This window comes from Pseudomonas sp. FG1, assembly GCF_034313875.1.
Classification (GTDB): domain Bacteria; phylum Pseudomonadota; class Gammaproteobacteria; order Pseudomonadales; family Pseudomonadaceae; genus Aquipseudomonas; species Aquipseudomonas veronii.
Genome location: NZ_JAVIWP010000001.1, coordinates 4,831,670 through 4,850,198, shown reverse-complemented (window position 1 = coordinate 4,850,198; position 18,529 = coordinate 4,831,670). Strand labels below are relative to the sequence as shown.

The window sequence follows — 18,529 nt, the reverse complement described above, 5'->3', positions numbered from 1 at the left end:
GATGGGCAAGATAGTAGGCGGCTTCTGGATGCCGCATGACCCGGTAATGTTCGTCGCACCCGACGCGCCGCCGTTGGCGCAACGTGAGGCGGTATGGGCTGCATACGAAGCCTGCGCCGAACGCCTGGCGGCCTTGCAGCCGACCTCGGTGATCATCGTCGGTTGCGACCATTACATTCTGTTCGGCACCCATTGCCTGCCGCGCTATGTGATCGGCACCGGCGATGTGGATGGCCCCATCGATCGCCTGCCGGGCCTGGAACGTGGCGCGGTGCGCAACCATCAAGCGTTGGCCGCGCACATTGTCGAACACGGCGATGGGCAGGGCGTGGACTGGACCGTGGCGCGCAGTTTTACCGTCGACCATTCCTTTTCCATCCCCCACCAACTGGTGGTCAAGCCGGCCGAGGCCTTGCTCGGGCGTGAGTTGCCGAGCATTCCGGTGTACCTGGCGTGCGGCGTTGACCCGTACATCTCGCTCCAGCGTTCGGCCGACCTCGGCCGGCAGCTGCGCGCGGCCGTCGAAGCGTTCGATGCCGACGAGCGTGTGGTGATTATCGGCAGTGGCGGTATCAGCCACTGGGTCGGCACCGCCGAGATGGGCCGGGTGGCCGAAGACTTCGATCGCGAGATTCTCGCCCTCGGCGTCAATGGCGACCTGCAAGCGCTGTGCGCCTACAGCGACGAAGAGATCCTGCGTCGGGCCGGCAACGGCGCGATGGAAATCCGTAACTTCGCCTGCGCCCTGGCCGCCATCGAGCGCCCGCAGGGCGAAGTGATTGCCTATGAAGCCGTACCCGCCTGGGTCACCGGGCTGGGCTTTGTGCAACTGAGTGTGAGGGCCGAGCATGAGCCGTGTATTACTTTGCCAACGTGATGAGCTGGCGCCAGGGGAGCTGAAGAAGGTTGCCCACCGCGAGGGCGACGCCATCTGCGTCTACAACCTGGGGGGCACGTTCTACGCCACCACCGACATGTGTACCCACGCCACCGCTTCGCTGGCCGAGGGCGACCTGGAAGACGACCTGATTACCTGCCCGGTCCACTGGGGCCAGTTCCATGTGCCCAGCGGCAAGGCGGTGACGTTTCCCTGCGAGCGCCACTTGCGCACCTACAAGGTCATCGTCACCGACCGCGAGGTGTTCGCCGACATCGCCCTGGAGGCTGACGAGGCGCTGGCCGCCGCCAACAGCCCGGTGTGACCGGGCCGCTGTCCAACCGTATTCCTGTGAGTCTGAACCATGGATAACAACAAACACATACCGCTCAGAACCATTGAAAGCACGCCCGCCCTGGGCAACCTCGACCGTATCTGCGACATGGAGGAAGGGCGCCTGTCCGGCAAGGTCTTCTGGGACCCGGCGATCTACGAGCAGGAGCTGGAGAAAATCTTCGCGCGCTGCTGGCTGTTCGTCGCACACGAGTCCCAGCTGCCCCAGTCCGGCGACTACCTGACCACCTCGATGGGTGAAGACGAAGTGCTGGTGGTGCGCCAGAAGGACGCCTCGATCAAGGTCTTCCTCAATGCCTGCCCGCACCGTGGCAACAAGGTGTGCTTTGCCGAGGCCGGCAACGCCCGCGGCTTTATCTGCAACTACCATGGCTGGTCGTTCGGTGCCGATGGCGGCCGGCTGATGGGCATGCACGAGTCCAAATGCTACGAAGAAAGCCAGTTCGACAAGTCCAGGCACGGCCTGCGCGAGGCGCGTGTCGCCAGCTATAAAGGCCTGGTTTTCGCCACATTTGCCAGCGATGCGCCGACCCTGGAGGAATACCTCGGGCCGATGACCTGGTACATGGACGTGATGCTCGACATGGATGAAGGCGGCAGCGAGTTTCTCGGTGGTTGCATCCGCTCCACCATTGAGTGCAACTGGAAGATCGCCGCCGAGAACTTCGTCGGTGACATCCTGCACGGCGGCTGGACCCACGATTCGGCGGCCAAGGCCATGCTCGGCGGGCCGGTGGCGAATGTCGGCGAGTTGCCCGAGTCGTACTCGGTGAACTGGAATGGCCACGGCTACGAGTTCGCCACCGACGTGGTCGGCAACGCCGCGACCCTGGGCGAGAAAGACATCAACAAATACCTGCACGTGCTGCGTCCCAAGGTGGCGGACCGCCTCGGTGAATTCCGCTCGCGGCTGATCGGGGCGATTTCCTCGTTCACCGTGTTCCCCAACTTTTCCTTTCTGCCGGGGCAAAACACCGTTCGCATCTGGCAGCCGCGCGGCCCGCACAAGATCGAGCTGTTCACCTGGGTGATCGTCAACAAAAACGCCCCGCAGGACATCAAAGACAAGTGGCGGCGCGGCGCGATGATGACGTTCTCGCCCACCGGGGTGTTCGAGATGGACGACGGCGAGAACTGGGAGTACTGCACCAAGAGCAGCCGTGGCGTGGTCACGCGTTATCAGGACCTGTACGTCGGCCTGGGCATGCACACCCGTCTCGAAAACAGCGAGTTGCCCGGCAATGTGTTCAAGGGCCAGCTCAACGAATGTAATGCGCGGGCGTTCTATCAGCGCTGGAAGGACCTGCTGCAGGCACCGACCTGGGCCGATGTTCCGGACCGCAACGGCACGCTGCGCTGAGGGGGCCAGATGACACACGAACAACAGGACAGCCTCGTTTCAGTCGAGGAAACCCGCCGCGTCGAACAGTTCTTGCTGCGCGAAGCGCGCCTGCTCGACGGCGAATGCTGGGACGCGTGGCTGCACGGTCTCAGCGAAGCCATCCACTACTGGATGCCGGGCATCGAGAACCGGCGCCGCGAGGACAAATCCGGGCCCTATCGCCTGGAACACATGGCCTTCTTCGATGACGGCATGCGCGAACTCAAGCGCCGCGTGGCACGCTTCAAGCAGCCGTCGGCCTGGGCCGAGAACCCGCCGACGCGCAACGTTCACCTGATCAGCAACATCGAAGTGTATGCCGGCCCGGCGCCGGGCGAATACCTGGCCTACTCGTGCTTTATCAACGTGCGCAGCCGCGGCCTGGACGAGCATCACCAGATCGCCGGCCGGCGCGAGGATGTACTGCGCCTGGAGGCCGACGGCCTCAAGTTGCTCAAGCGCAAGATCCTGATCCCTAACGCGATGTTGCTGTGCAAGAACATCAACACCTTCCTCTGAGGGCTGGCATATGGCTTGGTTAAAAGGGCAGGTGGCATTGGTCACCGGCGGTACCGGCGGGATTGGCAGCGCCATCGTCCGTCGTTACGTGGCCGAGGGCGCGCGCGTCGCGGTCATGGGCCGCGATGCGGCGCAACTGGCCGCGTTGGCTGACACGCTTGGCGACGCGGTCATCACGATTGAGGGGGATGTGTCGCGGTATCAGGACAATCAGCGTGCAGTGGCGGCGACCCTTGAGGCGTTTGGTAGGCTTGACACCTTCGTCGGCAACGCTGCCGTGTTCGATTATTTCACGCGCCTGGACCGTATTGCCCCGGAAGAGTTCGAGGGCGCCTTCCAGAAACTCTTCGCCACCAACGTGCAGGGTTATCTGCTGGGCGCGCAAGCCTCGATCGAGGCACTGCGCGAAACCCGGGGCAGCATGATCTTTACCCTCTCCAACAGTGCCTTTTATGCCGGCGGCGGTGGCATTCTCTACGTCACCGCCAAGCATGCGTTGGTGGGCATGATTCGCCAGCTGGCTTACGAGCTGGCGCCGGACATCCGCGTCAACGGCGTGGCTCCGGGGGCGACCAACACGCCGATGAAAAGCCTGGAAGGCTTGAACAGCCGCAGTGTGCCGCTGAACCAGATCCCGGGCTTCGAAGCCGGTGCGGCGCAGGCGGTGCCGTTGCAACGGATTGCCGAGCCCGAAGACCACACCGGGCACTACGTGCTGTTGGCCTCGCGGGAAAATTCCGGCCTGACCACGGCGAACATCATCCACAGCGATGGCGGCTGGGAGATCCGCAGTGCCGGTGCAGCCAAGCCGCGCAAGGCCTGAGCCAGGCCGACGCCTTGATAACTAGAATAAGAGAGATGCGTGATGACAAGAACAAGCCTGAGTGCACCGCAACAGCAACTCCTGAACCTGTTTGCCGGGCTCAACCTCCCGGTCCTCGCGGCGCCGATGTTCCTGGTGTCGGGGCCGGCCCTGGTGGCCGCCTGCTGCCAGGCCGGCATCGTCGGCAGCCTTCCGGCGCCCAATGCGCGAACGGTCGAGCAATTGCAGGAATGGCTGGAGCAGATCAGCCGCGAGCGTGAGCTGGCGCAGCAACGCGGCGAGCAGTGGGCGCCATGGATGCTCAACATGATCGTACACAGCACCTACGACCGCTTCGACGCCGAGCTCGAGTTGGTGCGCCGTTATCAGCCGCCTATCGTGTCCACCGCCCTGGGTAGCCCCAAGCGCGTCCTTGAAACCGTACACGCTTATGGCGGCGTGGTGATCGCCGACGTGATCAGCCCGGCACTGGCGCGCAAGGCGGTGGCCGCTGGCGTCGATGGCCTGGTCCTGGTGTGCAACGGGGCGGGCGGGCATACCGGCAGCTACAACCCGTTCGCCTTCGTCGCCGAAGTGCGCCAGTTCTGGGACGGCCCTCTGGGCTTGGCCGGGGCGATTTCCAACGGCCGCGACATCCATGCGGCACAGGTATTGGGCTGCGATTTCTCGCTGGTCGGAACCCGTCTGATTGCCGCCCATGAAAGCCTGGTGGAAGCCGCCTACCGCGACATGTTGGTGGCCTGCTCGCTGGATGACGTGACCACCACCAAGGCGGTCAGCGGCGTGCTTGCCAACTGGATGCGGCCGTCGCTGGAAAAGGCCGGTATCGACCCCAGCGCCGAAAACCGCGCCAGCATCGACTTTTCCGGTGACATCTCCACTGCCAACAAAGCCTGGAAACACGTGTGGTCGGCCGGCCAGGGCGTAGGCCAGATCACCGGCACCTACAGCGTGGCGCAACTGGTGGACGAGTTGCACCAGGGGTATCGCGAAAGCCGCGCACGTCAGTTGTGAGCCATCCAGAACCGTTCAGGAGCAAACCCATGCACCACGAAAACCTTCAGGCCGCCGCCGCTGCGCTGGCCCTGGCGCGGTCGAGCCGCAGCCCTTGCCCACGCATTTCCGAGCGTTTCGACATCCAGTCGTTGCACGACGCCTACGCCGTGCAAGAGATCAACACCCAGGCCGCCCTGGCTGCCGGTCGGCGCCTGAGCGGGCGCAAGATCGGCCTGACGTCCCTGGCGGTACAGCAGCAGTTGGGCGTCGATCAGCCCGATTTCGGCATGCTGTTCGCCGACATGGAATACCGCGATGGCGAGACCATCGACAGCACCCGGCTGATCCAGCCCAAGGTCGAGGGCGAAATCGCCTTCGTCCTGGGGCGCGATCTCCCTCACCCCGATACGACCCTGGGCGAATTGCTGCGCGCCGTCGACCATGTGCTGCCGGCCCTGGAAATCGTCGACTCGGCGATCGAGGACTGGAAGATCACCCTGGTCGATACCGTGGCCGACAACGCTTCATCAGGCCTCTACGTGCTGGGCAAGACCCCTGTCAACCTGCGCGGCCTGGACCTGGCGCTCGAAGGCATGCTGCTGGAGAAGAACGCGGCCCAGGCGGCCATCGGCGTGGGGGCCGCGTGCATGGGCAACCCACTCGACGCTGCGCTGTGGCTGGCGCGCACCATGGCCCTGACCGGGCGCCCGTTGCAGGCGGGCGACGTGCTGTTGTCGGGCGCGCTCGGGCCCATGGTGCCGGTGGTGGCGGGCGACGGCGTGCGCTTGCGCCTCACCCGCCTGGGTGAAGTGAGCTGTCGTTTCGGCTGAGGCCGGCAGGCAACAACCCTGCTACCGGGCTGACGACCCGGTGGCGATTACAACAATAAAACGAGTGAGCAGCGGGCTGATGGCCTGCCGTATTCACGAGGGCGTGCAATGTACGATTTTTTCAATGATCCGACCCAATTGGCCCCTGCCAAGGTGCTGTATGAGGCACGAGCCGACGGCAGCTTCGTGCTGAGTTCCCCCGAACCCCTGCAGCCCTATGCGCGCTGTATCGGGCAGTGGCTCGAACACTGGGCGGTGCAGACACCGCAGCGTGCCTACCTGGCCGAGCGGCGCGGCGCCGGCTGGTTCAGCCTGAACTATGCCCAGGTGCGCCAGCGCGTGGGGGCATTGGCCCAGGGCTTGCTCGAGCTGGATCTGCCGGCCGGGCGCCCGCTGCTGATGCTCTCGGAAAACGATCTGGACCAGGCGCTGTTGACCTTGGCGGCGCTGCACGTGGGCATCCCGGTGTCGACGATTTCCGTGGCGTACTCGCGCAACACCGGCAGCGGGTGCAGCAAACTCAAGGCGATTGTCGAGGTGCTCAAGCCGGCGCTGATTTTCGTCAACGACGGCGATGCCTATTGCCGTGCCATCGAGTTGGTCAACCCGGATTGCCCGGTGGTGGCGGCGCGCAACGCCCAGGAAATTCGCGGGGCGCTGGCCTTGCCGCTGTTGTACAAGGCCGAAAGCCCAGCGGTGATGCAAGCGTTTGCACGGCTCGACGGCGACACCCCGGCGCGCTACCTGATGACGTCCGGTTCGACCGGTGCGCCCAAGGCGGTGGTCAATACCCACGGCATGCTCTGCGCCAACCAGCAGGCGATTGCCCAGTGCTGGCGCTTTCTTGAACACGAAGAACTGGTGGTGCTCGACTGGTTGCCCTGGAGCCATGTGTTCGGCGCCAACCACAACTTCAACCTGGTACTGCGCAACGGCGGCACCTTGTACATCGATGACGGTCTGCCGTTGCCGGGGCAAATCGACCGCACCGTGGAAAACCTCAAGTCGGTGCGACCCACCCTGTACTTCAACGTGCCGCGCGGCTACGAGGTCTTGCTGCCGTACCTCGAGCGCGACGAGGTACTGGCGCGCGCTTTGTTCGGGCGTCTGCGCATGCTGTTCTACGCCGCTGCCGCGCTGCCCCAGAGCAGTTGGGCGCGGCTGGCGGCGTGTGCCACCAAGGTCCGCGACACCCCGCTGTTCTTTGCCACCGAGTGGGGCTCGACCGAGACGTCGCCGGTGGTCACCAACGTGCATTTCGCCGCCGACAAGGCCGGCATCATCGGCCTGCCGGTACCGGGCACGCAGCTCAAGTTCGTGCCCTGCGGCGACAAGCTGGAGATGCGCGTGCGCGGGCCGTCGGTGTTCCCGCGCTACCTGAAGGACCCGGTCAGCAGCCTGGCCGCGTTCGATGAGGAGGGCTTCTACCGCATTGGCGACGCGGGGCGCTTGGTCGACCCGCAGCGGCCGGAGTTGGGGGTGCAGTTCGACGGTCGGGTGACTGAAGACTTCAAACTCAGCAGCGGCACCTGGGTGTCGGTGGGCACCCTGCGTCCACGCCTGGTCAGTGCCTTGGCGCCTTACGTCAGCGATTGCGTGATCTGTGGGCATGATCGCGACGTGATCGGTGCGCTGATCTACCCGAGCCCGGCCCTGCGCGATCTGCTCGGTGCCGCCGGACAACAGATGAGCGGCGCACAACTGGCGATGCAGTCCGAGGTGCGCCTGGCCTTGTGTTCGGGGCTGCTGGCGCTGGCCAAGGAGTTCCCGGCGTCGTCCCAACATGCCATGCGCCTGGTGATTCTCGATTCGCCGCCCAGCCTCAACGACGGCGAAATCACCGACAAAGGCTACATCAACCAGCGCATGGCGCTGAGCCTGCGCGCCGAGGCCGTGACGCGGCTGTACGCCGACAGCCTCGAGCCCAGCGTCATCCTCCTCGCTGAAGTCTACGGAGAAGCCGTATGAACCCTGCAAAACTCAAAGTCGCCATCATCGGTTCCGGCAACATTGGCACCGACCTGATGATCAAGATCCTGCGCAACGCCAAACACCTGGAAATGGCGGTCATGGTCGGCATCGACCCGGCCTCCGACGGCCTCGCCCGCGCCCAGCGCATGGGCGTGGCCACCACCCATGAAGGCGTCGAAGGCCTGACCCGCATGGAGGTGTTCCAGCACATCGATTTCGTCTTCGATGCCACCTCAGCCGGCGCGCATGTGCAGAACGATGCGTTCCTGCGCGCGATCAAGCCCGGCATCCGCCTGATCGACCTGACGCCAGCAGCCATCGGCCCGTACTGCGTACCGGTGGTGAACCTGGAGCAGAACCTCGATCAGCTCAACGTCAACATGGTCACCTGCGGCGGCCAGGCGACTATCCCGATGGTCGCCGCGGTGTCGCGGGTGGCCAAGGTGCATTACGCCGAGATCGTCGCCTCGATCGCGAGTAAATCCGCCGGGCCCGGCACCCGCGCCAACATCGACGAATTCACCGAAACCACGTCCAAGGCCATCGAAGTCATCGGCGGCGCGGCCAAGGGCAAGGCGATCATCGTGATGAACCCGGCCGAGCCGCCGTTGATCATGCGCGACACGGTGTTTGTGCTGTCCGAAGCGGCGGATCAGGCGCTGGTCGAAGCCTCCATCGTCGAGATGGCGGCGGCCGTGCAGGCCTATGTGCCGGGCTATCGCCTCAAGCAAAACGTGCAGTTCGACGTGATTCCGGCAGATGCGCCGCTGAACATTCCTGGCCTGGGCAAATTCTCCGGCCTGAAAACCTCGGTGTTCCTCGAAGTCGAAGGCGCCGCCCATTACCTGCCGGCCTACGCCGGCAACCTCGACATCATGACCTCCGCAGCCTTGGCCACCGCCGAGCGCATGGCGCAGTCGATGCAACAGGCCTGAGGAGAGCGACATGAACGGTAAGAAAATCTACATCTCCGACGTGACCCTGCGCGACGGCAGCCACGCGGTGCGTCATCAGTATTCGTTGCAAAACGTGCAGGACATCGCCCGCGCCCTGGACAAGGCCAAGGTCGACTCGATCGAAGTCGCCCACGGCGACGGCCTGCAAGGCTCAAGCTTCAACTACGGCTTCGCGGCGCACACCGACCTGGAATGGATCGAAGCCGCCGCCGATGTGATCAGCCACGCCAAGATCACCACGCTGTTGCTGCCCGGCATCGGCACCGTGCATGACCTCAAGGCGGCCTACAACGCCGGTGCCCGCGTGGTGCGGATCGCCACCCATTGCACCGAGGCCGACGTCTCCAGACAGCACATCGAATACGCCCGCGAACTGGGCATGGACACCGTCGGCTTCCTGATGATGAGCCACATGATCCCGGCCGAGCAGCTCGCCGCCCAGGCCAAGCTGATGGAAAGCTACGGCGCGACCTGCGTGTACATGGCCGACTCCGGCGGCGCGATGAACATGCAGGACATCCGTGATCGCTTCCGTGCGTTCAAGGCCGTGCTCAAGCCGGAAACCGAAACCGGCATGCATGCCCACCACAACCTCTCGCTCGGCGTGGCCAACTCGATCACCGCGGTCGAGGAAGGCTGCGACCGCATCGACGCCAGCCTCGCCGGCATGGGCGCCGGGGCCGGCAACGCGCCGCTGGAAGTGTTCATCGCCGCCGCCGAACGCCTGGGCTGGAACCACGGCACCGACCTCTACACCTTGATGGACGCAGCGGACGACATCGTGCGGCCGTTGCAGGATCGGCCGGTGCGGGTCGACCGCGAGTCCCTGGCGCTGGGGTATGCCGGGGTCTATTCGAGCTTCCTGCGCCATGCCGAAATCGCTGCGGCCAAGTACGGTTTGAAGACCGTGGACATCCTCGTCGAGCTGGGCAAACGCCGCATGGTCGGCGGCCAGGAAGACATGATCGTCGACGTCGCGCTGGACCTGTTGGCCGCTGGCAAGCACACACACTGAGGAGGCGCGCATGAGCTATCAACTGCAGATTCTTCCGGTCGGCCTGAGTTGTCCGCTACTGCCTGAACAAACCGTGCTGGACGCGGCGCTGGCCGACGGCCTGATGCTCAAGCACAGCTGCCGCACCGGCACGTGCGGCAGTTGCAAGGGCCAGGTGCTCAGCGGTGAAGTGGAGCACGGCGACAGCCCGCTGGAGGTACTCAGCGCGGCCGAGCGGGCGCGGGGGTTGGCGTTGTTTTGCTGCGCCACGGCGCGCTCTGACCTGGTGATCGAGGCGCCGGAAGTGACGGCGTTGCGCGGTATCGGCATCCAGCAGATGGGCGTGCGTGTGGCCAGCCTCGACAAGGTCAGCAGTGACGTTGCAGTGCTGCGGCTGACACTCGCCCCGGGCGCCGGGTTTACTTATTTCCCGGGCCAGTACGTGCAGGTGTTGCTCAAGGATGGCAGCCGGCGCAGCTATTCGATGGCGACCCACACCCCACGGGACAACCAGTTGGAGCTGCACATTCGACACATGCCCGGCGGGGTGTTCAGCGGGCATGTGTTCAACGCCTTGCAACCCAAGGCCATCCTGCGCATGGAAGGCCCGTTCGGCTCGTTCTACCTGCGCGACAGCGAGCGGCCGATGATCTTCCTGGCCAGCGGCACCGGTTTTGCGCCGATCCAGGCCTTGCTCGAACAGCTGCGCGAACAGGGGCACAACCGGCGTCCGGTTTACCTGTACTGGGGCGGCCGGCGCCGTGAGGATCTGTATCGGCATGAACAGTTGCTGGCCTGGGAGGCGCAGTTGCCGTGGCTGCGCTACACCCCGGTGCTGTCCGATCCTACCCCGGCCTGTGATTGGCAGGGCGCGACCGGCTTCGTCCACCGCCAGGTGCTGAGCGACTTCCAGAGCCTCAAGGGGTTTGAAGTGTATGCCTGTGGCGCGCCGATCGTGGTTGATTCAGCGCGGCGCGACTACGTCGAATTGCGGCAACTGGAGGCGGCCGACTTCTATGCCGACGCCTTCGTCTAGAGCCTGACCGTGCGCGTTTTTTGCGTGCGTGCCCCCAGGCCAGGTGAATCAGGCGGCTCCCCGAGGCCGCCGGTTTGCTTGCCTGCCCAACAACAAGAATCCTGAGAGGCTTGCGTGCTGAATCTTAGAAAATGGCGCATCACGACGCGTATTGGCGCGTTGGTGGTTGGCCTGGGCGTGTTGATCATTTGTCTGGCCATCTGGCTGGGCCTGTTGCTGCAGCGCTCGTTGCTCGAAGAAAAAATGGCGGGCGTCGACACCGCGCTGAACACCGCCAATTCGATCCTTGCGTACTACGCCGGGCAAGTGGAAAACGGCCACATGAGCCTGGCGTTGGCCCAGCGCCAGGCCGCCGAGGTGGTCGGAACCCTGCGCTACCTGGGCGATAACTATTTGCTGATCCTCGACCTGGACTATCGGATGATCATGCACCCGACGGCGCCGGCGTTGGTGGGCAAGGCGCTGGGCGACTTCAAGGACCAGAACGGCAAGCCGTTTTCCCGCCAGTTCGTGGAGGGCGCGCGCGAGCAGGGGCGGGTGTTGGTGGATTACTACTTTCCCCGTGCCAATGGCGCGCCGGCCGAATACAAGCTGTCTGAGGCGCGCCTGTTCAAGCCCTGGGGCTGGGTGGTGGCGAGCGGCATCTACCCCAGCGATGTGCAACGGGTCGTCAACCGCGTGTTGGTGGCGCCGGCATGGATCAGCGCCGTGGTGCTGTTCGGGTTGATGCTGTTTGCCTGGATGATCATCCGCAGCATTACCCGGCCGCTGCGTGAGACGGTCGAGGTGCTGGGGGCCGCGGTCAGCGGGCAAACCGACCTGACGATACGGCTGCCCGCCGTTGGCAATGACGAACTCACGCAACTGTCACGCAGTGTCAACTGCTTGATCCATGCCGCCCACGAAGTCAGTCGAGGCACGGCAGTGGCCAGCGGGCAGGTGTTGCGCCTGAGTGACGACCTCGGCGAGGTCACAGCGGCTACCCAGACCAGCCTCGATCACCAACTGTTGGAAACCGACAGCCTGGTCACCGCCATGAATGAAATGGTCGCCACCGTGCAGGATGTCGCACGCAACGCCGCCGTGGCGGCAGATGCCACGCGGCTGGCCGAAGGGCAGGCCAGCGATGGGCAGCACATCGTTCAGTCGACCATCGACGCTATCCAGCAATTGGTCGAAGCGCTGTTCGGCACCCATGCACTGGTCAAGCAACTGGAGGCTGACTCCAGCCGAGTCGGCAGTGTGCTGGATGTGATCAGCGCGATTGCCGAGCAGACCAACCTGCTGGCGCTCAATGCGGCAATCGAAGCCGCGCGGGCGGGCGAGTATGGGCGGGGGTTTGCGGTGGTCGCCGATGAGGTCCGTACCTTGGCTCAGCGCACGCAGGCCTCCACGGTGGAGATCAAGCAGATCATCGAGCAGGTGCAGTCAGGCGCCCGTGGGGCGCTGGAGCGCATCGTCGCAAACGTCGAAACGGCACGTGTGCCGGTCGAGATCTCGGCGCGGGCGGGCGACGCCTTGAAGCGGATCACCCAGTCGGCCGCGACCGTCAGCGACATGACCTTGCAGATCGCCAGTGCGGCCGAGCAGCAGGCGGTGACGGCGGATGAAATCAGCCGCACCCTGGCGCGCATCCATACGCTGGTGACGGTCAGCGGCGCGTCCAGCGTCAGCACGCGTGATTCCAGCGACGCGTTGCGGCAGTTGGCACGGGTGCTGGAAGGGCAGGTCGAGCAGCTCAGGCTTTGAAGGCTCGCTGTTTGAACCTGTGAGGCGACATTGGTCGCGCTTCAACCGACTGGCTGTTCGGTGTTAGAGTCGCCGCCATGAAACTGACCCGCTCAGACCGCTCGCTCATTGCCTGGACGCTGTATTTCTGCGTCCTGTTCAATGTGTTCGCCTGCGGTTTGGCTCACGGACAGGTGACGGGCCTGACGCTCAATGGCGTCGGCGGGCAGTTCTGCTCCTCCCAGGGCAGTTCCGCGCCGACCTCGAAAACAGACCTCGCCGATCTGTCCGCCAGTGGCTGGGCCGGGAGTTTTGCTTGTCCGATCTGCTCGTCCGTGACCTTGAGCATCGCCTTGCTGTTCTGTCTGGGCTGGTTGCTGCGGATCGCGCAGGTACGCCGGCCTGACCGCGAACAGCGCTGCAAGGCGCCCCCACGTTATTCCTGGCCCTCGGCCAACCCCAGAGCTTCCCCCGCACTTTGCGCATGACCGCGTTTGTCTAAGCCCCCTTGTGCCTGTCGACCCAGGTTCGTCAGGCGTCGCGGGGGGCTCCACGGTTAAAGGTGACACGGGAAGGAGCACAAAATGGCTCATGTATTTGCACGCCTCCATCGCCGGCTACTGTCAGGATTGGCGGCGACCGTTTACGCAAGAAAACACGCAAAATCCGCAACTGCGCCGATCGGCCGGAGGTCGCCATGCGCGCGCTAGCCGTTCCATCGGGGGCTTCGCGATTGGTCAGCAAAACCTCGCGTCTGCGTAATCAAGCGGACTTCCTGCTGCCGTTTCCGGATTACCCAGGTAATGCGCGCAGTTTCGTACACCTGGATGCCCGACTGCTGCCTTACTGGCACACCTTGTTCGATGTGTGCCCCGGCTTGCTCAAACTCGATCCGCCCGATGGCCTGAATATCTTTCGTGGCTTCATGACCTGGGCCTATCGCAATCATCCGCCGTTGAACTGGACCTATTACCTGAGCATATGCCGCTGGCTACTGGGCTCCAAGTATCAGGCGCGGATCAACGAAGAGCACATCGAGTCGTTTATGTGCGCTGCGGCGGCACGCTGGATCAATAGCGATGACAGCCAGGCTCGGGGGCTGGTGTTGGCCTGGCAGGGCGCGCCGCAAATGGTGTTCGATTGGAAGCAGGCACCTCGTCCGGTGCCCGGGCTTGAAGCTGATCTGGAGGAGTTTCCGCCCGTGCCCTGGGACTTTGCCTGGTGCCCGTTGACCGGCAAGGGCGGTGTGGGATTTCGCCGCTGGCTGCCGATTCCTTGACGCACTGTTGACCCAGGAGGGCGCCAGTGGGCTGCGACAAAACACCACACCTGATCAGCATTGATCACTCGCGCCGCCAGCACCGCGGATCGTGCCGATCAGCGCACGAGGTGTGGCCGATTGTCGCAGTTGTTGCCCTGAGACTGTGCTCATAAAGTGTGCAGGCTTTGAGCGGAGGCAGACACTTCCACGGTAGCTCGAAGCGCGGCATTTGAACCCGTTCATGTGCCGGTTGCCAGGCCCTCTTCCCAGAGGGCTTTTTTTTGCCTGATGTCCCGGTCCTCACTCGCCCGCGTGCCGGTTTGGCGTTCATGAGCCAGGTTCATGGGGCTCGGCACTGCGGTTGTTGGCGTTGAGCGAGGAGGCCGGTGCGACAGCCCGCCACAGTCAGGAGGGCAGAGCGCCAAGGCGTGGTTCTTGATTGTGCAATGAGGCGCTGTCTGTGGTGGTTTGTCGCAGGTCAGGTGGCGCGCACGGGCATGCTAGATTCTGCGTCGACACGACATTTTCCCTTGGCAGGGTTTGGGTCGCGTTACTGAGCGCCGGGAATCGCAAGGTTCCTGGCGCTCCTTCAATGTGCGTTCGAGCCTCAACCAACGGTTGCGGGCTCTGCAGATTAACGGTTGAAGCACGGAATATGTCCTGTCCACGGGCATTGCTGACGACATAACAATTGCAGGGATTCTTGCATGCTTTCCAACAGGCACCCACCGCACGCTCGGCCCACCCTCGGCCTTCTGGTCTGCCTGTTCGCGTGCCTGTTTCAAGCCCTGGCCTGGGCCAGCATGCCCGTGCCAATCGCCGTTTCAACGGGCGAGCGGGTAGTCTTTTGCACTGCCAACGATTGGCGCCTTAACACTACCGGTTTCACCGGCAGCAACCCTCAAGTGTCCGCAAGCGTGGTCATTAATTCATGCCCAGCCAGTTGGGCAGGGCCAGGGATATCCAAGGTACATAGGTAATTAGTATCAGGAACAGCAGCAAGAGCATCAGCCAGGGCATGGCCGCCTTTATGGTGGCCGGCACCGACATCCCCGTCACGGCGGACGTCACGAACAAGTTCAGGCCGACCGGCGGCGTGATCAAGCCGATCTCCAGATTGACCACCATGATGATGCCAAGGTGAATCGGGTCGATACCCAGTTTCATGGCAATCGGAAAAAGGATCGGCGCCAGGATCAGGATAATGGCCGAGGGCTCCATAAAGGCGCCGGCCACCAACAAGACGATGTTCACTACCAGCAGGAAGGTCACTGGTGTCAGTCCTGCCTCGATCACCCAGGCTGTGATCTGCTGGGGTAATTGCTCGGTGGTCAATACGTGAGCAAAGAGCATGGCGTTGGCAATGATGAACATCAGCATGATGCTCAACTTGGCAGAGTCCAGCAGCACTTTGGGTGTCTCGCGAAACGTCAGATCCTTGTAGACGAACAAGGCGATGAACGCCGAATACACGGCGGCAACGGCAGCGGCTTCTGTCGGTGTGAACATCCCGCTGTAAATGCCACCCAGGATGATCAACATCAGCAGCAAGCCCCAGATGGCTTTGCGCGCGGCGCTCAGAAACTCACGCAGGGTTGCGCGCGGCATGGCCGGTAAGTTTTTCTTAACCGCGACGATGTAGATCGCCACCATCAGCGCTATACCCAGCAATAGGCCAGGTATGACGCCGGCCATGAACAGCTTGCCGACGGACGTCTCGGTGGCGGCGGCATAGACCACCATCACGATCGAGGGCGGTATCAGGATGCCCAGAGTGCCCGCGTTACAGACGATTCCCGCGCCGAATGCCTGCGGATACCCGGAGCGCACCATGCCGGCAATGGCGATCGAGCCTACTGCTGCAACCGTTGCAGGGCTGGAGCCGGACAGGGCTGCAAACAGCATGCAGGCCAATACGGCGGCGATGGCAAGCCCCCCACGAATATGGCCGACGCAGGCGTTGGCAAAATCGATCAGCCGGCGTGCGACGCCGCCGGTGGTCATGAAGGCGCCTGCAAGCAAGAAAAACGGAATCGCTAGCAGGGTGTAGTGCTCTGACGTTTCAAACAGCTTTATCGCCAGGGAACGTACCGAGTCGGGGCTGAAAAATACAATGGTCAGCGAACCCGCCAGGCCCAAGGAAATGGCGATGGGCACGCCAATGAACATCAAGGCGAACAGTGTCGCGAACAGGAAGGCAATGGTCATGACTTGTCGTCCTCGTGTTCGGTCAGTTTCATCACGTCCGCAGCCTCATCGGCCAGGCCAAGGCCGGTTTGGCGGTGCAGCAGGATACGCACGAAAATTTCAGCGAAACGGATGAACACCAATGCAAAACCCACAGGGACAATCAGCCCTATGTGCCACTGCATGATCCCGTAGTGCCCCAGATCCTCGGCGCCTATTCCTGCTGACATCAGGGTATGAATCCACTCGAAGCTGGCCACACTGAATAGCCCGGCATAGAGCAGGCAGCAGAGACAGGCCAACATCCCAATGAGCCGCTGGACGGGTTTACTGACCAGCTTCACCAGCGCATCAACGCCGATATGCCCGGCCGTGCGCACGCCGTAGGACAGGCCGAAGAAGATCAGCCAGCCAAACAGCGCCTTGGTCAGTGAGGTGCTCCAGGTCATGGCTTGAGCCATGCTCATGACGCGATCGCCGAGGGCGAACAATAAGTCGCTGGCGCCTTCCCAGTTGTCGGCAAGTTTGTAGAACAGCGTATAGAGGTTGTTGAGAATGACGTAGACGAACGTTACCAATGTCATGGCGGCCAAAAGGAAGACAATGAAGCCTTCCTCGAAGTGTTCCCAGATGCGCCGAAAGGCCTGCATGAATGGCATCTCCCGTATGGTAATGACTGGCAGGTGCTACCACGTCGGCAACACCTGCCTCCCGGTCATTGAGCCTTGTTGGCGGCTTCGGCTGCGGTGATCAGCTCAGGGCCGATATCTGCTTCGAATTTTTTCCAGACGGGTTTCATCGCGACGCGCCATTGTTCGCGCTGTTCAGGTGTCAGGGTGATGATTTCGGTGGTTTTGGCGGCGATGATGCTTTGCTTGGCGTCCTGATTGAGCTGCTCGGCATCTTTGTTAACCTGCGCGGTCACCTGCACAATAATCTTGTCCAGTTCACTGCGAATGTCTGGCGGCAGGCCATTCCAGAACTTGGTGTTGGTGATCAGCATGTAATCGAGCACACCATGATTGGATTCGGTGATGTATTTCTGCACCTCATGCATTTTCTGGCTGTAGATGTTCGAGTAAGGGTTTTCTGCACCGTTGACCACACCGGTTTGCAAGCCCTGATACACCTCGGCAAAGCTCATCTTGCGCGGGTTGGCCCGCAAGGCCTTGAACTGCTCCTCAAGCACGGCAGAGGCCTGCACCCGAAATTTCAGGCCCCGGGCGTCACCAGGAACACGCAGCGGTTTGTTGGCGGACAACTGCTTCATCCCATTGTGCCAATAGGCCAGGCCGGTGATGTTTTTACTCTCCATGGACTTGAGCAGCCCTTGGCCCTGTGGGCTCATCTGGAAGCGGTCAACCGCAGCAATGTCATCAAACAGAAAGGGCAGATCGTACAGCTGGACGGTCTTTGTGTACTGTTCGAACTTGGCCAGTGACGGCGCAATTAACTGCACATCCCCCAGCAAAAGGGCTTCCATCTCTTTGCCATCACCAAACAACGATGAGTTGGAATAGACCTCGACCTTGACCTTGCCGGGCAGGCGTTCCTCTACCAGTTTCTTGAACAGCAGCGCGCCTTGCCCCTTTGGCGTGTGGTCGGCGACGACGTGTGAGAACTTGATGATGATTGGATCAGCTGCCATGACTGCACTCATGCTCCCTAGAGCAAACGTGCAGGCAAGTGCCTTGCAGAAGGATTTGAACATTTCGGGGAATTCCTTTTGTTTTTTTAGTTTTGTACAGTCGATGTTCTGACGTGTATTCGTTATGCGGTCAAGCAGTCAGTCTAGGCAAAAATTTACAACTAGATGTTCGGGCATCACTGCAAAGATCCACTAATAAGTAGTTTCCGAACCTTCTGCTCCTGCACGACACCTACGGAGCTCGATCGGGAGCCTTTCCCACCAGCTCCCGGTATGCAATGGCCCCCTGACAACGGCGCTGTAGTACTACTCAAGGGGCTACTCTATAGCCTGTCAGGCCGCTAACTCGGGGCTGTGCAATTGTGGAGCAGAGCAGACGTTTAGGCGTTGCGCGGCCATTGAATTCACGGGCCTCACACCGTGTTCAGATCGCGCCGAAAAAGAAGGTTACTGAATATGTCGGAGCTACCAGGGCCTCAACAAAATCATGTCCTCGCCGAGCTCCCGGGCGAGGTTCGGCATCGTCTGCGCCCCCAACTCGGGGGGGCATCTCCAGACTCAATCAGCCGGCAGCTGTGCCATTGGTTGTTGCTGTCGCTCGCCCGACGGCCCTGAACAGGCCTGGCTACCACGCTGCTCCGGCACACGCTCATTACCATTTTTAATCAGCGCGACAAGAACGTGTTGTGTGTGTATTGCACCATTGGCCAGCGAGCGTCGGCAGTGGCCAAGGCGGTGGCCAACCTGCGTGAGAGAGGGACACTGGCCGTCTTGCCGCGATGCAGCGCGCAGACCGCAACATCGGTGAACTGTTGCAAGACCTTGACGCCACCTATCACTGTTTGCGCCAAGCCGACATCGACGAGGAACTCTTTGACGTGATTTCAGGTTTTGACGCCCTGTCGCCGAACGCCGATGCCGTTCCCCAAGGCTGAGCAGGGCACCACGCTTGAAGCACAGGCCATCGC

The 18,529-nt window shown here is 62.5% G+C and carries 18 protein-coding genes; 15 read left to right on the top strand and 3 right to left on the bottom strand.

Features of this window, described 5'->3' with window-relative positions:
• Position 1 precedes the first annotated feature (1 nt).
• From RGV59_RS22110 to RGV59_RS22045, 14 genes are all read left to right on the top strand, one after another.
• Positions 2-877, top strand: coding sequence for a protocatechuate 3,4-dioxygenase (locus tag RGV59_RS22110; protein WP_046383254.1), 876 nt, complete (start codon positions 2-4; stop codon positions 875-877).
• On the top strand, positions 849-1,202 hold the full coding sequence (locus RGV59_RS22105; RefSeq protein ID WP_017847307.1) for a non-heme iron oxygenase ferredoxin subunit: 354 nt from the start codon (positions 849-851) through the stop codon (positions 1,200-1,202). Before RGV59_RS22110 ends, RGV59_RS22105 begins: the two co-directional genes overlap by 29 nt.
• Positions 1,203-1,241: 39 nt before the next feature.
• Positions 1,242-2,591, top strand: a complete 1,350-nt coding sequence (locus RGV59_RS22100; protein WP_126586740.1) for an SRPBCC family protein — start codon at positions 1,242-1,244, stop codon at positions 2,589-2,591.
• 9 nt (positions 2,592-2,600) lie between these two features.
• Positions 2,601-3,131: a 3-phenylpropionate/cinnamic acid dioxygenase subunit beta gene (locus RGV59_RS22095; protein WP_017847309.1), complete on the top strand. Its 531-nt coding sequence runs from the start codon at positions 2,601-2,603 to the stop codon at positions 3,129-3,131.
• 10 nt (positions 3,132-3,141) lie between these two features.
• The gene (gene hcaB / locus RGV59_RS22090; RefSeq protein ID WP_017847310.1) at positions 3,142-3,954 is read left to right on the top strand and encodes a 3-(cis-5,6-dihydroxycyclohexa-1,3-dien-1-yl)propanoate dehydrogenase; all 813 of its coding nucleotides are present in this window, start codon (positions 3,142-3,144) and stop codon (positions 3,952-3,954) included.
• Between the two features lie 42 nt (positions 3,955-3,996).
• On the top strand, positions 3,997-4,968 hold the full coding sequence (locus tag RGV59_RS22085; RefSeq protein WP_017847311.1) for an NAD(P)H-dependent flavin oxidoreductase: 972 nt from the start codon (positions 3,997-3,999) through the stop codon (positions 4,966-4,968).
• 29 nt (positions 4,969-4,997) lie between these two features.
• A complete protein-coding gene (locus RGV59_RS22080) occupies positions 4,998-5,780 on the top strand; it encodes a 2-keto-4-pentenoate hydratase (RefSeq protein WP_102618764.1) in 783 nt (260 codons plus the stop codon).
• A gap of 108 nt (positions 5,781-5,888) precedes the next feature.
• Entirely contained in the window at positions 5,889-7,748 is a 1,860-nt protein-coding gene (locus tag RGV59_RS22075) for a feruloyl-CoA synthase (RefSeq protein WP_017847313.1), read from the top strand.
• Positions 7,745-8,686, top strand: a complete 942-nt coding sequence (locus RGV59_RS22070) for an acetaldehyde dehydrogenase (acetylating) (protein ID WP_207255205.1) — start codon at positions 7,745-7,747, stop codon at positions 8,684-8,686. Before RGV59_RS22075 ends, RGV59_RS22070 begins: the two co-directional genes overlap by 4 nt.
• A gap of 10 nt (positions 8,687-8,696) precedes the next feature.
• Entirely contained in the window at positions 8,697-9,722 is a 1,026-nt protein-coding gene (dmpG, locus tag RGV59_RS22065; protein ID WP_079443696.1) for a 4-hydroxy-2-oxovalerate aldolase, read from the top strand.
• A gap of 10 nt (positions 9,723-9,732) precedes the next feature.
• Positions 9,733-10,737, top strand: a complete 1,005-nt coding sequence (locus RGV59_RS22060) for a CDP-6-deoxy-delta-3,4-glucoseen reductase (RefSeq protein WP_102617502.1) — start codon at positions 9,733-9,735, stop codon at positions 10,735-10,737.
• 114 nt (positions 10,738-10,851) lie between these two features.
• Positions 10,852-12,486 carry a methyl-accepting chemotaxis protein gene (locus tag RGV59_RS22055; RefSeq protein ID WP_102617501.1) on the top strand — a complete coding sequence of 545 codons (1,635 nt, stop codon included), beginning with the start codon at positions 10,852-10,854 and terminating at the stop codon, positions 12,484-12,486.
• 77 nt (positions 12,487-12,563) lie between these two features.
• Positions 12,564-12,953 carry a DUF2946 domain-containing protein gene (locus RGV59_RS22050; protein ID WP_017845565.1) on the top strand — a complete coding sequence of 130 codons (390 nt, stop codon included), beginning with the start codon at positions 12,564-12,566 and terminating at the stop codon, positions 12,951-12,953.
• Positions 12,954-13,162: 209 nt separating this feature from the next.
• Positions 13,163-13,744 carry a putative natural product biosynthesis protein gene (locus RGV59_RS22045; RefSeq protein WP_026139850.1) on the top strand — a complete coding sequence of 194 codons (582 nt, stop codon included), beginning with the start codon at positions 13,163-13,165 and terminating at the stop codon, positions 13,742-13,744.
• Positions 13,745-14,650: 906 nt separating this feature from the next.
• Here the strand turns inward: RGV59_RS22045 and dctM are convergent.
• The 3 genes from dctM to RGV59_RS22030 all read right to left on the bottom strand — a co-directional run bounded on the left by dctM (position 14,651) and on the right by RGV59_RS22030 (position 17,624).
• Complete coding sequence (dctM, locus tag RGV59_RS22040) at positions 14,651-15,934, bottom strand: C4-dicarboxylate TRAP transporter large permease protein DctM (RefSeq protein ID WP_017845567.1); 1,284 nt, start codon at positions 15,932-15,934, stop codon at positions 14,651-14,653.
• Positions 15,931-16,563: a TRAP transporter small permease gene (locus tag RGV59_RS22035; protein WP_046486948.1), complete on the bottom strand. Its 633-nt coding sequence runs from the start codon at positions 16,561-16,563 to the stop codon at positions 15,931-15,933. The genes dctM and RGV59_RS22035 overlap by 4 nt, the downstream gene beginning before the upstream one ends.
• Before the next feature lie 65 nt (positions 16,564-16,628).
• Positions 16,629-17,624 (bottom strand): TRAP transporter substrate-binding protein, encoded by a 996-nt coding sequence (locus RGV59_RS22030; RefSeq protein ID WP_026139851.1) that lies wholly within the window; start codon positions 17,622-17,624, stop codon positions 16,629-16,631.
• A 716-nt stretch (positions 17,625-18,340) separates the two neighbouring features.
• Here RGV59_RS22030 and RGV59_RS22025 point away from each other — a divergent pair.
• Complete coding sequence (locus RGV59_RS22025) at positions 18,341-18,496, top strand: F0F1 ATP synthase subunit gamma (protein WP_256580856.1); 156 nt, start codon at positions 18,341-18,343, stop codon at positions 18,494-18,496.
• Positions 18,497-18,529 lie beyond the last annotated feature (33 nt).